Origin of the sequence: Paenibacillus sp. JZ16, assembly GCF_015326965.1 — a bacterium.
Classification (GTDB): Bacteria; Bacillota; Bacilli; order Paenibacillales; family Paenibacillaceae; genus Paenibacillus_AQ.
Genome location: NZ_CP017659.1, coordinates 5,282,861 through 5,297,364, shown reverse-complemented (window position 1 = coordinate 5,297,364; position 14,504 = coordinate 5,282,861). Strand labels below are relative to the sequence as shown.

General features: G+C 51.8%; 8 protein-coding genes and 1 pseudogene. 1 reads left to right on the top strand and 8 read right to left on the bottom strand.

Translation table 11 applies throughout. From position 1 onward, the window contains the following. Positions 1-179 precede the first annotated feature (179 nt). On the top strand, positions 180-3,296 hold the full coding sequence (locus BJP58_RS23830; protein ID WP_194540841.1) for a beta-galactosidase, LacZ type: 3,117 nt from the start codon (positions 180-182) through the stop codon (positions 3,294-3,296). 149 nt (positions 3,297-3,445) lie between these two features. Here BJP58_RS23830 and BJP58_RS23825 read toward each other — a convergent pair whose 3' ends face one another. The 8 genes and pseudogenes from BJP58_RS23825 to BJP58_RS23790 form a co-directional block, all read right to left on the bottom strand. After that, the gene (locus tag BJP58_RS23825; RefSeq protein ID WP_194540840.1) at positions 3,446-4,513 is read right to left on the bottom strand and encodes a hemolysin family protein; all 1,068 of its coding nucleotides are present in this window, start codon (positions 4,511-4,513) and stop codon (positions 3,446-3,448) included. Positions 4,514-4,589: 76 nt separating this feature from the next. Further along, positions 4,590-5,888 (bottom strand): hemolysin family protein, encoded by a 1,299-nt coding sequence (locus BJP58_RS23820; RefSeq protein ID WP_194540839.1) that lies wholly within the window; start codon positions 5,886-5,888, stop codon positions 4,590-4,592. Positions 5,889-6,394: 506 nt separating this feature from the next. Beyond that, positions 6,395-6,889, bottom strand: coding sequence for a pyridoxamine 5'-phosphate oxidase family protein (locus BJP58_RS23815; RefSeq protein WP_194540838.1), 495 nt, complete (start codon positions 6,887-6,889; stop codon positions 6,395-6,397). A gap of 230 nt (positions 6,890-7,119) precedes the next feature. Then, positions 7,120-9,135, bottom strand: a complete 2,016-nt coding sequence (locus tag BJP58_RS23810) for an alpha-L-arabinofuranosidase C-terminal domain-containing protein (RefSeq protein WP_194545042.1) — start codon at positions 9,133-9,135, stop codon at positions 7,120-7,122. Between the two features lie 53 nt (positions 9,136-9,188). Then, positions 9,189-10,081 (bottom strand): annotated as a pseudogene (locus BJP58_RS23805) (carbohydrate ABC transporter permease). A gap of 14 nt (positions 10,082-10,095) precedes the next feature. Then, positions 10,096-11,058, bottom strand: coding sequence for an ABC transporter permease (locus tag BJP58_RS23800; RefSeq protein ID WP_194540837.1), 963 nt, complete (start codon positions 11,056-11,058; stop codon positions 10,096-10,098). Positions 11,059-11,091: 33 nt separating this feature from the next. Beyond that, positions 11,092-12,663, bottom strand: a complete 1,572-nt coding sequence (locus BJP58_RS23795; protein WP_194540836.1) for an extracellular solute-binding protein — start codon at positions 12,661-12,663, stop codon at positions 11,092-11,094. Between the two features lie 196 nt (positions 12,664-12,859). Further along, entirely contained in the window at positions 12,860-14,500 is a 1,641-nt protein-coding gene (locus tag BJP58_RS23790; protein WP_194540835.1) for a response regulator transcription factor, read from the bottom strand. Positions 14,501-14,504 lie beyond the last annotated feature (4 nt).

The window sequence follows — 14,504 nt, the reverse complement described above, 5'->3', positions numbered from 1 at the left end:
CGCACATCAACATACGGCCTGCAGCCAAAAAAGGCTCGGTCCCCCTCCGCTGACCACTCTGGTGAGTAAATCAAGCTGTCTTTTTTAATAGAAAAACGCAACTTCTTTATACTCTTGGGGCGAATTAACCTCTATACTGACAGTAGAAGGAAACCATAATCTAGGAGGAGCTGAGCACATTGCGTACCAAATTCATTTACCAGGCACCTGCAAACGGTTATCCCGAATGGAATAATAATCCGAATATTTTTCAGCTGAACCGTCACAAAGCCCATGCTTACATGATGACGTTCCCATCGGAGTCTGAGGCGCTGGACCGTGCCCACTCCATGTCCCCCTGGTATCAGTCATTGAACGGGATGTGGAAGTTTGCGTTTGCCGAAACCCCTGACAAGCGCATCCAGAATTTCTATGAGGTCGATTATGATTCCGGCAGCTGGGCCGATATGCCCGTCCCTTCCCATTGGCAGCTTCAAGGCTATGACTATCCTCAATATACAAATGTTAGATACCCCTGGTCCGAATCGGAGCCGGAATTGAAAGCCCCCTTCGCGCCAACGCGATACAATCCCGTAGGCTCCTACATCCGTGAATTTACGGTGCCGGACACTTGGAAGGAGCAGCCCGTGTATATTAGCTTCCAAGGTGTTGAATCCGCTTTCTATGTATGGGTGAACGGCGAGATGGTCGGATACAGCGAAGATACGTTTACGCCGGCCGAGTTCGATATTACGCCCTATCTGATCGATGGCGAGAATAAATTGGCTGTAGAAGTGTATCGCTGGTGTGACGCGAGTTGGCTGGAGGATCAGGATTTCTGGAGGCTTAGCGGGATTTTCCGCGAGGTCTACCTCTATTCCGCCCCGACCATCCATATCTCCGATTTCTTCGTGCGGCCGGTTCTTGATGACGAATACCGGGATGCCGAGCTCGAGATCGATGCAACCGTTACGAATTACTTTAATGAAACCGTCGATAAGGACAAGCTTCAGCTTGAGGCGCTGCTATACGACCAGGACCGTCAGCTGGTTCGGAAACAAACGCTCGCCATAGCGGATTACATTCTGGAGGAGAGCACCTTCACCCTGAGCATGAACGTCCCCGAACCAAGAAAATGGAGCGCAGAATCGCCTTATCTGTATACCGTTGTTCTGGCATTAAAGGATACGGACGGAGCATGCCTTGGAGCCGTAAGCTGCCGCACCGGCTTCCGCCGCTTCGAGCTGAAGGACGGATTGATGCGGATTAATGGTCAGCGCATTCTGTTCAAAGGCGTGAACCGGCATGAATTCTCCCCGGATACCGGACGGGCGCTTAGCCGCGAAGACATGATCACCGATATTGAGCTAATGAAGACGCATAACATTAATTCGGTACGGACCTCCCATTACCCGAATCAATCCGCATGGTATGATCTCTGCGATGAATATGGCTTATACGTGATCGATGAGACGAATCTGGAGACGCACGGAACATGGGAGTATGGGCAGCAGGAACTGAAAGAAACGGTCCCCGGCAGCAAGCTCGAGTGGCGCGACAATGTTTTGGATCGCTGCAATTCGATGTTTCAACGAGACAAGAACCACCCCTCCGTCATCATCTGGTCGCTTGGCAATGAATCCTTTGGAGGCGACAACTTCATTGCGATGCACGATTTCCTGAAGGAGGCCGATCCATCGCGGCTCGTTCACTATGAAGGGATCTTTCATTACAGGGCGTCCGAGGCGGCTAGCGATATGGAATCCACCATGTATGCAAAACCTCAGGAAGTGGAGAAGTATGCAACCAGCAACCCGAGCAAGCCTTACATCATTTGCGAATACAGTCACGCCATGGGCAATTCCTGCGGCGGTCTTCACCTGTATTGGGAGCTGTTTGAGAAGTATGACATTTTACAGGGAGCCTTTATATGGGACTGGATTGATCAAGCGATCCGTACCCAAACGGCCGACGGTATCGAATATTTAGCGTATGGCGGGGATTTCAACGAAAAGCCGCATGACGGCAATTTCAGCGGAAACGGGCTGATCTTCGCGGACCGCAGCAAAACCCCCAAGCTGGACGAAGTGAAAAAATGCTACCAGAACGTCAAGTTCGAATGTTTGGACATTGCTGCTGGTCGGATTCGGGTCAGCAACCGTTTCTTGTTCACCAATCTCGATCAGTATCTTGTGAGATGGAACATTCAGCTGAACGGAGAAGAAAGCCAATCCGGCACGCTCCAGCTCTCGCTCCAGCCCGGTGACCATACCGAAATCGAGATTCCGGATTCCCATATAGAGGACGGTGGAAAGGAAGCGGTGCTCACCGTCTCCCTGGTTCGCAGGGAAAGCGCCAAGTGGGCACCCGCAGGACATGAAGAGGCTTGGGAGCAGTTTGAGCTAACGCCCTATATAGCGAATAGATCGGAAACGGACGCTCTTTCAAACGCGAAGACTCTGGAAGTTACCGAATCGGATGAAGAGCTTCTCATCGCGGGTTCAGCCGTTTCGTTACGCTTCCACCTGGGCACCGGCGATCTGACATCTTACGCGCGATCCGGCAAGGAGTACCTGCTGGCGCCGGCCAGACCGAATTTCTGGCGAGCCGTGACTGATAACGATCTGGGCAACCGGCTCCCTGAACGCTGTGGCGTGTGGAGAACGGCCCACGACCGGCGGAAACTGCTGTCCCTGCGCTGGCATACGGAAGGTCCTGCCGTCGTGGTCTCCAGTCACTACCAGATCGAGACGACTCCTATATCCGGACTGACCTTGGAGTATCGAATCTTCCCGGATGGAACCATCCGCGTGCAAGAAACCTTTGTCCCGGGCAGCGGTCTGCCTGACATTCCGGAAATCGGCATGCTGTTCTTGCTGGATGAAGGCCTCGATAAACTCAGCTGGTACGGCCGGGGGCCTCATGATAATTATTGGGACCGAAAGACAGGAGCCAAAATCGGTCGATACACGGGAAGAGTCGCCGGTCAGTTCGTTCCTTATTTGAGACCTCAAGAATGCGGAAACAAAACGGATGTCCGCTTCGCGAGCCTTACCGAAGGAAGCAGCGGGGAAGGTCTGCGGTTCGAAAGCTCCTCCCTCATGGAGTTGTGCGCCCTGCCGTGGACGCCGGAGGAACTAGAGGGCAGCGACCATGCGTACAAGCTCCCGCCAAGCGATAAAACCGTCCTGCGCATAAACTACAAACAAATGGGCGTAGGCGGCGACGACAGCTGGGGAGCGCCAATCCATGAAGAATTCACGCTGCCAGCGAACCGTACGTACAGCTTCGGCTTTACGATGGGGGTAGCACGCTGAACCTAATCAATAGGAAAAAATACAAAAAAGAGCAGCTTCGTATTGAAGCTGCTCTTCTCATGATCCCGCAAGAGCATGCCCTCTCACTACCGAGCGGGTAGCAAAAGGCATTATCTCTTAGAACGTCCCCGATGCTATTTCGCCATCGCTTAGACCTGTGCACCCTGCAGCTCGCGGCGATCCGATTCGTCCCGGATGTCACCCACGATTTCCTCCAGAATATCCTCCATCGTCACCAGACCGATCACCTCGTCGGATTCGTTCGTGACGACGGCCATATGAACGCGGATTTGCTGCATCTTGATCAGGACGTCCTTAATCGAAGAAGACTCCGGAAAACGCGGCATGTCATGAATAAAGTCATTCACGCTGCAGTTTCTCCCGGCCGCTATGCCCGTCAGCATCTCTTTCGTATGGATAAACCCGATGAAATCCTCCGCACGTCCCGCTTCCGTCACCGGATAACGGGTATAGTCGTAATCGCCGAGAACTTCCAGGATATTGGCAAGGGGCCACCCTCGTTCTACCGTGACGATGCGATCTTTCGGGACCATGATTTCCCGCAAAGTGCGCTCTTCAAAAGCAAATATATTGGTCAAATACCCCATCTCGGTCTGGTTAATTTCGCCGCTCTCGTAGCTCTGATCCACAATCCACTTCAATTCCTCTTCGGAATGGACCGTTTCATGCCCTGCCGGCTTTACACCGAATAATCGAAGCAGATGACGCGAAGCTCCATTCAGTGCATAGATGAACGGATACATGATCTTCCCAAACCAATACAGGGGAGATGCCAGCAGCAGCGTCATTTTCTCGGCAAATTGGATCGCCAATGTCTTTGGTGCCAGTTCCCCGATGACGACGTGCAGGAATGTAATGATCCCAAGAGCAATGGCATAAGAAAGTACCGTTGCAGCGGCCGCCGGCACGTCGAATCGTTCAAACAGCGGATGGAGCATCCTTTCGACGGTCGGCTCGCCCAGCGCGCCCAGCACGAGGGCCGTAATCGTAATTCCAAGCTGGCAGGCGGACAAGTAGTAATCCAGCTCATGGGCTACCTTTCTGGCCGTAACCGCCCGTTTATTCCCTTCTGCGATCAATTGATCGATCCGGGACAGCCGCACCTTCAAGATGGCGAATTCGGCGCCAACGAAAAATGCAGTCAGTCCTATGAACACGGCAACCAAAAATAAGTTTAATGCGATTATTCCGTCCAATAATTTCCCTCTTGCGAGGGATTCACCTCCAAAAAAGTTATGGTCTGAATGTACAGGAGATCATGCCCTTCCTGGATCATCCGTGTCTGAGAATGACGTGTTTGATCTGAAAATTATCCGTTTCCGCTACGGCCCATATATGCTCGCCATGCTGAATCTCATCGCCGTCTTGAGCTGTTGTGCCTTTCTTGTACTGTATCCAGCCGCCGATCGTATCCATCTCCTCGTTATCCTCGAATACCAAGCCGAAGCGCTTCTCAAGCTCCTCCAAGAGAACCCGTCCGCTAATCAGGTATTCGCGTTCCCCAATCTTCCGGATATCCGCTACTTCATCTTCGTCGAATTCGTCGCGAATTTCCCCTACGATCTCTTCCAGCACATCCTCAAGGGTCAGAATCCCGGCCGTACCGCCGTATTCATCAATCACCAGAGCCATATGCATCCGCTCCTGCTGCATTTTCAACATGGCATCCTGGATCGGTGTATTTTCAAGCACGACCGGGAGGTCCCGAACGAATTCCTCCAGCTTGCGTTCTCGTCCGGCCACGATGTGGGGCAGCATCTTTTTCACGTTGACGACGCCAACCACCCGGTCCTTGCTCCCATCCTCGATGACAGGGTACCTCGTATAGTTGTGCTCATCCAGGATACGGACGATGTCCGGGTATTTCATTCCTTTATCCAGGGTGATCAGATCCGTTCTCGGTACCATAATGTCTTTGGCCACCCGCTCATCAAACGAAAACACGTTTTCCATGTAAGCCAGCTTGGTCCCATTGATCTCGCCGCCCTGAAAGCTCTGCGCCATGACGATGCGCAGTTCCTCTTCCGAATAAGCCTGCTCATGCGGAGCAGGTTTCACGCCGAACGAACGAAGCAGCACGCGCGAGGCCCCATTCAACGCCCAAATGAACGGATACATCAACTTTCCGAACCAATACAGCGGGGCTGCAAGGAGCAGCGTCGTCTTTTCCGAGAATTGAATAGCCAAGGTCTTGGGCGCCATCTCCCCCACCACGACATGCAAAAATGTAACGAGAATGAACGCAATGGCGTAAGAGGCAATCGAGGCCGTTGAAGCCGATACGTCAAACCAATCGAATACGGGGTACATGAAACGTTCAACAGCCGGCTTGCCGATGGCCCCAAGCCCCAGCGCCGTCACCGTAATGCCGAGCTGGCAGGCCGAGAGATAGTAATCGAGATCGCCGGCTACCTTTTTGGCAACAACCGCCTTCTTGTTTCCTTCCACAATCAATTGATCGATCCGCGACATGCGGATTTTAACAACGGCGAACTCGGACGCCACGAAAAAAGCTGTCAACGCAATCAGTATGGCAAGAATGATTAAATTAGTGATGGTAATTATGTCCAATAATTTCCCTCTTCAGAGGGATTCACCTCCAGATTGAATTAAATGCCCTATGTTTGGGCATCAGAACAGGTCATGTCTATATACGATATTTCCATAAAAAAGAGGTAGTTCGCAGATGAGAGTATTACAGCCTAATTCCGCATTCGGATCCATTTGCAATAACGCCTTCCCAATGAACTCCCTCCTCTCCTGGAATCTATTTTTCATATTTATGAAAAAAGTATATCATAACGGATGCCAAACCATCCAGTTGCACGTTATGGTTTGGGAGCGGATTTCAATACGAATTCACATAATTCTCACTTGTTTGATGAGGTATATTCTTATATATGTTAAATCTGTCCTGTTATGTATTAAAATGCTCACAATCTCGGTGCTTATCCAAACAAATCAAAAGGTCGCCGTCTTGAAGGATATGCGCATGCGGATTTAACATACTATTAAAAAACCGCAGGATCATGGCTGGATCCTGCGGTTTTCCCTCTGCTAATTATCGTACCTCGTAATCAATGGAGATCAACGGTTTTGTTAATATCCGAGTCGCCCTCCGGCTCTTGGCCCACCATTTTCTTGAAGAAGGCTTTTACCGTTTTGGTTTTGTTTCCGGTTTCCCAATACTCTGCGGTGTCCGTATCCACCTTGATCAGAATAATGTTAGGATCGTCGTAGGACGTCTGCAGAAACTTCTCATATGCCACGTTCCAGAGCGCCTTTTTCCGTTCTAGGTCGTCCACGGCTTGGGCCGTTCCCCGAATCGATACATAGGATTTGCCGACATAAGCGATATTGACGTTGGGATTAGCCATAATTTCTTGATATTTGCTGGTGTCCCTTTTCGTCAAAAACCACAAATCGCCGTCGAATTCGATATCCTGCGTTTGCATCGGTCTGGAGTTGATCCCGCCCTCCGATATCGTGGAGAACATCGCCGTTTCAATATCCTTGATAATATCCTTCACGGTCTCGACCGCTTCCCGGTTCACTACGGTTCCGTTTGACATCTCAATCACCCCATCCTTGTATTTAGTCTCTAATTACACTTCCCATAAATAAGTTAAACGATGAATCCTTTATAACTCCGTTTCCCTTTGCTGAGTCATCCATTATGATTAGACAAAGCTTTAACCGTCGCCTGCACCAAAAAAAGCCGGAAGCTGCCAGCACAGCCCGACTTTTTTAGCGGATCGATTCATTTAGAAGCCTACTTCATTCCTTTGTACCTTGCGCCACACTATGAGCGCGCTTTGAATTCAAGCGCGTAAACAGATGAAGGTCGTAACAGGTGCCCCCGCTGCCATGCCTCTGCCGGCACTTTACTTTCCTGGCACACGATATAATCCGGCTGGAACACGGAGTTCACATCATCGTAAGAATTGCCGGTGATTTCATAAAGGGTCGTTTCCCCGGAAGCCTCGAAGGCCTGCAAATCCAGTACGGCCGTTACCTCCTCCAGGCTGCGGTTAACGATAAGTACGGTGACTTGGCTGCCGTCGTCATTCGTCCCGGCCACAATGTCCAGTTCCGGAAGCGCATCAAGCTCCATAGGCGTCTCCTTGTTTGATGCCACGGAGAAAGTGCCGCATTCCGCTTGGACGGGGAGAAGACGACGCACGTCGCGATTCGCGTAAAGCTTTAACACTTCATAGGTCGGCGTCCCGTATATCGTGAGCGGAAGCCCGCTCCATCCGGGCTCCTTGCCGCAATACTGATCCGCGTAGTAGTCCCCGACCCGTATGCATCCTCCGAGCCAGCCATTCACAAGATCGGAGAAGCTGCCGATATGCACCATGTCGCTGCAGCGAATCATTTCGTTCAGGTTGGCGGCATTGGCCACCGCGGCACCTAATGTATGCTCGTTCGGCAGCCCTTTTCGCACCGTATTCGGATAGTACATCGTGTTGTATTCGGTGATAGCCAGCTTCACGTGACTATGCTTCGACTGGGATCGGATCAACTCCGTTGTCTTCCGGACATGGTGCCGGGTCCACTCGGGATAAGAGGCAATCGCTTTATAGCGTTCCTCTGCCGGCGTATCCCGGTTCATGCCGAAAGGGCCATAGCCGTGATATAAATGCAGCGTCAAATAGTCCATATACTCGCCGGCCAGATCCAGCACGGCCTTGTTCCATTCCTGCTCGTAATGCCCGCAGGCCAGCAGCACGATAGAAGCGTCCGCCTCCTTCATAGCCTTGGCAAACGATATGGTCCGCTCCGCAAACTGTTCTGCCGTACAAGTGCCGACCTGCCATTGGCCCCATACCTCATTGCCGATCTCCCAATACTTGACGTTATATGGCTCAGGGAAACCGTTTCGGGCACGTAAAGCGCCCATGGGTGTATCCACGCTCCCATTGCAATATTCGATCCACTGCGCAGCTTCTTCAGGGGTACCCGATCCATCGTTCACGCAAATCAGGGGCTCCACCTGCAGCTCGCGGCAAAAGCGGATGAATTCGTCCGTGCCGAAATATTTGCTGGTCCATCCTCCCCAGGCTTCGTTGTACATGACCGGTCTCTCCAGAACCGGACCGATGCCATGCTCCCAGTGGTAAGCGCTGATGTAATTGCCCGCGAGCCTCATCATGCCCGCATTCAGCCCTCTCGTCATCTCGATCACTTCACGCTTCACCATCGCGATGCTATCGATCGGCAGCAGGGACGCGTGATCAATCCAGAGCATGCCGGTGGAGACGTGATCGATCCACCTTGGATGCTCGGCCGGAACATACACCCGGATCTCGGCATCACTGCAAGCGCGTGTGATCGACAGCTCACCCACGTATTCATGCCAGTTGTGGCTGCCGAGCTCCACGCGAAGCTGTCCAAGCGTTTCTTCCGTACGCCGGTCCACGGCTTCGACCATCGCGTATTGAAGCTCGATGGAAGCGCGGGCAACAAGCCGGACCGTATACTTCATCGGACCCTTTAATGCCGCTTTCTGCGCAATGCCGGCATAGGCTTCGTCATCGCTCAGGATCCGGATGCGCTGGGCGCGTCCCGAATGCCGGGGCGCCGGGGCTTCCATGGCGTACCCGGTGTTGCGCCCGTTGGTATAGGCGCGCCAGCTTCCCGACACCGGCGTCTTGGTCTCCGCCTCGCTTTCAAAATCCATGTCCCTCAGTGGAAACGCAAGCATCGCCTCCATATGATCCCGAATATCCTCCACAAAATGACCGAACAGGTAAGGATTGATCGTGTGCTCGCTCTTGCGGCTGCAATCAATGGTAATCGCTGCGTTCTTATTCAACATATAACCTCCCCAAGCAATTTTAGGCTGGCCCGTGCGATCGGTATCGGAAATTAACCTTTAATCGAGCCAATCATGACGCCTTTAACGAAATGCCGCTGCACGAACGGATACATCAGCAGTACAGGTAAACTGGAGACGATAATGACCGCGTATTTGATGCTTTCGGCAAGCAGGATGCTTTCTTCCAGTCCCACGCTGCCGTCCACGGCATCCGATTGGCTGATCAGCAAAATTTCGCGCAGCACCAGCTGAAGCGGATGCAAATTCTCGTTACGAATATAGATGAGCGCATTAAAGAATGAATTCCAGTGGCCGACTGCATAAAACAACACCATCACCGCCAGGATCGGCTTGGATAGAGGGAGAATGATACTGAAAAGCAGCCTCCAGTTGGAACAGCCGTCGATATGGGCGGCCTCCTGCAGCTCCCAGGGAATGCTCGATTGGAAATAGGTCCTCATCACGATCAGATTGTAAGTGGCAATCGCGCCGGGAACAATCAGCGCCCACATCGAATCGACCATTCCCAAATCCTTGACCAGCAGATATGTTGGAATCAACCCTCCACTGAAGAACATCGTCAGCGTGATAAACACCATGATCGCATTTCGCCCCGGAAGGTCAGGCCTTGATAGCGGGTAGGCCGCCAAAATCGTCATGATGATATTGATCACTGTGCCGACGACCGTATAGATAATCGTGTTGCGATATCCCGTCCAAATTTTTTCGTTTGCAAAATATTGGTGTAGGCATCCAGCGTTACGCCTTTCGGCAGCAGCCAGACTTCGCCGTTCAATACCCTGGTCGGATCACTGAACGAAGCGCTGACAATAAAGATCAACGGGTACAGCACAATGACGATAATGATCGCGGCGATCACGTATATGATGACATCGAATACCCGTTCATTCGCGGCCTCTTTTACTGTCGACGGCTTGGACATGGCGCGTCCCCCCTTTACCATAAGCTTGTCTCTGACGTCTTGCGCGCAATCCGGTTTACGAACAGCAGCAGGAACAGATTGATGACCGAATTAAACAGTCCGATCGCTGCCGTGTAACTGTATTCTCCCTTTAAAATGCCTGTCGTGTAGACAAACGTGGAGATGACGTCGCTCGATTCCAGATTCAGGTTGTTCTGCATCAACAATATTTTTTCAAAGCCAATGTTCATGAAATGACCGATATCCAAAATGAGCAAAATGATAACGACAGGCGCGATTCCTGGCAAAGAGATGTGCCAGATGCGCCGCAGCCTCGATGCTCCGTCCATCTTGGCCGCCTCGTAGAGCTGCGGGTTCACCCCGCTCAGCGCCGCAATATAGATAATGGATTGCCACCCCATGTTCTGCCAGATGTTAGAGCCGATAAAGATGGTCTTGAACCAGCCGGCTTCCTCAAGAAAACGGATCGGCGTACCGCCGACGGCCTCGATTAACAGATTGATCGGACCGCTATTGGGCGAGAGGAACACGTTTAGAATGCCAACGATCACGACCACCGAAATAAAATGCGGTATGTACGTAATGTTCTGCAGCCATTTGCTGAAGGTCTTGCTGCGTATTTCATTGATGATCAACGCCAGCAGGATCGGAATCGGGAAGGCAATCAACAAGGAAAACAAATTGATGGACAGCGTATTCCACAGCAGCCGCCAGAAATAATACGAATCAAAGAAGCGTTCGAAATGCCCGAAGCCCTCCCAACTGCTGCCGAGGATACCTTTTGCCGGATTGAAATTTTTAAACGCGATTTGCAGCCCGTATAGCGGACCATAGTGAAAGACCAGATACCAGACGACCGGCAGAAGCAGCATGAGATACAGGTCATATCGCTTGGCCATTTGCCTTAATAGGCGGGAACCCCGCCTCGAATCGCTTCGAGGCAGAGCCATCGATGAATCGGCTTTGACACGCTTCATGGGCATCCACTCCTTATCCATGATGTAGCAGCATTATTTCTGCATTTTGTCATAGGCATCCTGATACAATTTCTCCAGCTCGCCGATTTTCATCTTCTGGAGCGTGGATTGGAATTCTCCCCACTTGTCGAAGCTAAGCGCGCCAACAATGAACTTCGTGCTTTGCTCTTCGTAGTATTTGTCGATATCGTTGCGAAGAATGTTGACCTGCTGCGCGGTTTGCTCGTCAAACATCGGAGCCGCATAACGAACCTTCGGCATGAACGGATCCAGCTGCTGCTGCGCCTCCTGTACCTGCGGCGGATTGATGAACGAGGCAACCTGTTCGCTGATGAGATGAGGTGCCCCTCCTCCCGCATAAGGCGTGATTTTGGCCTGATTGGTAATATCCTTCAGGAAATCCTCCGTGTAGTACGGAATTCCGTCCTTGAGCTCGTAGTGCTCCCCTTCCCTGCCGAACCTCAGAAGCGTCGAACCTTCGTCACTATAGAAATAATCGATCCAGCGCATCGTGACTTCCGGGTATTTATTAATGGACGTGATCGCAAAAGCTCCAAAATCCCGTGCAATCGGCAAGGCCTGGCTTTGCATCCGATCTCCGCCCGGGCCAGCCGGAGGTGCTATTCCGGTGTACTGGTCCTGAATCGACAAGAAGTTATTGTTGGTCTGGTCAAAGAAGAATCCCGTATTTCCCGAGCCCTGCTTGGCCAAATATTGCGCTTCGGTGTGGGAGAAAATCTCGGGATCCAGAAGCTTCTCCTTGTAAAGCTTGTTTAAGTACATGAGCATCTCTTTGTTCTTGTCGCTGCCCATCCAGATGCTGACTTTGTCATTCTCGATGTTGATGTTATATCCGAGCTGCGTATCCAGTCCGAATGAACCGCTCATCGCAGCCACGATCGCCAATCCGACACGGGCCGTCATCGGAATTTCATCCTGCTTCCCGTTACCGTTCGGGTCACCATCGCGGAAGGCAAGCAGAACATCATACAGTTCGTCCGTCGTCTGCGGCACCTCCAGATTCAGCTTCTCCAGCCACATCTGGTTGATCCATTTCTTATCCGTCCGCGCCGCGCCCAGCGTTACAATGCCCGGAATTGCATAGATATGCCCCTCCGGCGTTGTGATGCCCGCGCGAATTTCCGGATATTCCTCCATCAATTTTTTCAAATTTGGCGCATATTCATCGATAAGGCCTTCCAGCGGGATCAGCTGTCCTGCCGATCCGTAACGAACGGCCTCAAGCGGCGACAGACCGGAGCGGAACAAGGCATCAGGCAGCTCATTGGAGGCGAACAACAGGTTTTTCTTCTCCTGGAAGCCGTCCGTCGGCGCTTCGATGAACTCGACCTTCACATTGCTCAGTTTCTCGTAATCCTGGAACACCGGCATCTCCTTGAACGGACCGTTCACGGGCGCAATCCGGGTGAACATCTTGAGATCTACGGTCTGATCTACGATTGGAAACCCTGTAGTATGAACGACATTCTCTGTACCTTCGGGTGCAGCTTCTTTCTTCGAACCTCCATCGGAACTGCATCCGGCCAGCATCAAGCTGGAAGCGATCATCGTGATGACCGCGTTTCTTCCCCAGCGTTTACGCATAAATAAGCGACCCCCATATCCTTCATTCACCAAGCGCCATTTGTAAGCGTTTACCGCCTGGTGTGTGATTATTATAATTCACCCTTTAAGACGGCCCATTACAAAAATATGACCATTTACTCCACATATTTTACGATCTGTGAACGGCAGCTTCGCTGCATGCTTCACCTGCCGATCCGAATACTGGGGTTTTTGCCTAGCCTCTTCCCAAGCGGTTCAAATACTCCTGCGGGGTTACCCCCGTTATTTCCTTGAATACTTTAAAAAAATAGTTATGGGTCGTGAAACCCACTTGATTGCTGATTTCCTTGATCGAGTATTTGCCGCTTTCCAGCAGCTTCCGCCCTGCGTCGATCCGAACCTGATTCAGATACTCCGAGAACGTCCGCTGCGTCTCTTCCTTGAAAATCCTGCTTAAATAAGAAGAGTTCAGGCCGATGGCACCCGCGGCCAGCTCCAGCGTGACATAACCCGGATACCTCTCCAGAATAAAATGAACGGCCTGTGTGACATGTCGTGAATACGGTCCCGCCGCACGGTGCTGCTTTAGCAGGCCAAGCAAACCCGCATAGTAGGATTGCAGCCATTGCACCAGCTCCTCGACACTGCCGATTCTTCCGAGCTCGCTTCTTGAAGGAAGCTTCTCCTTCACGGCTTCCGCAGATGGCATCCATGTCTTCCATGCCTTATCCCCGGTTAACATAAGCTCGCTGACGATCATCTGGATTGTATATGAATGGACCGGCAGATGGCGGATCGAAGCAAAGATGGAGGAGATTAACCCGTGCACGTCATCGATATCCAACCTTTCAATTGAAAGCAGAAGCTGCTTGTGTTCCTCGATCGTCAAAGATACACGCTGATCGTTTCCGCCAGCAAGTCCCCCGGCCCGGACCGGCATCCTTGAAACCGCATTGCTTCCGGACGGCTCCATGGTGGAGGCGTCGAGCACCCGCTCAGCGGAGCTATAACTTGAGCCGAGTTGTGACAAGCTGGTGCATACATGTCCGACGGAGACCATGCATTTTAAATTAAGGAACAGCTCGAGCGCATGTTGAAGCTTCCTCATCCGTCCGGCGATCTCGTTCTTTATGGCATGTTCGCTCCGCTCCTTGAACGCGAACACGACAACAAACCGCCCATCCTCCACGTAAGCCGTCGTCCGCTCCTGAATATCCCCCAAGCTCTGCTGCATCATATCGACCGCCTGCTGAACCAGGCGGTTCGTTTGCACGTCGCTGTATGACTCCGTCAGCAGCAGGAACGGAACAATCTGCACGGCCGCTGCCGCATAGCTTAACGCGTGGGTGTACAGGCTGTTTTTTTGTGAGAAAGCCTTAACCTCCGTGGTTGCATCCCTCCGTCCGCTAACCAGGTACACAATATAATCGCGGATCAGCGCGGGATTCAGCCTTTCGGCTACGGCCTCATGAGTTATGCGTTCTTCCAGCCGATCCTGCTGCCGTATTTCCAGAACTGCTTTGTTTAACAAGGCAACCAGCGCTGCACCGTCCAGCCGATGCTTCAACAGATAATCGATGGAGCCGTTCTTCAGGCACTCCCTGACGTAATCATAATCATCATAGCTGCTGAGCATAATCGTCTGAATGAACGGAAACCGTTCCTGGATCGCCCGATTGAGCTCTACGCCGTTCATTTCGGGCATATTTACGTCAATAATTGCAATATGCGGAGGAGACTGCTCAATCATGGCCAAGGCCATCAATCCATTATGCGCTTGGCCGCATAATTCGAATCCATGCTCATTCCAGTCCAATAACGTGCGCAGATCATGCCGTACCAATGGCTCATCATCAACGAGCAGCACTTGAAACATGGCT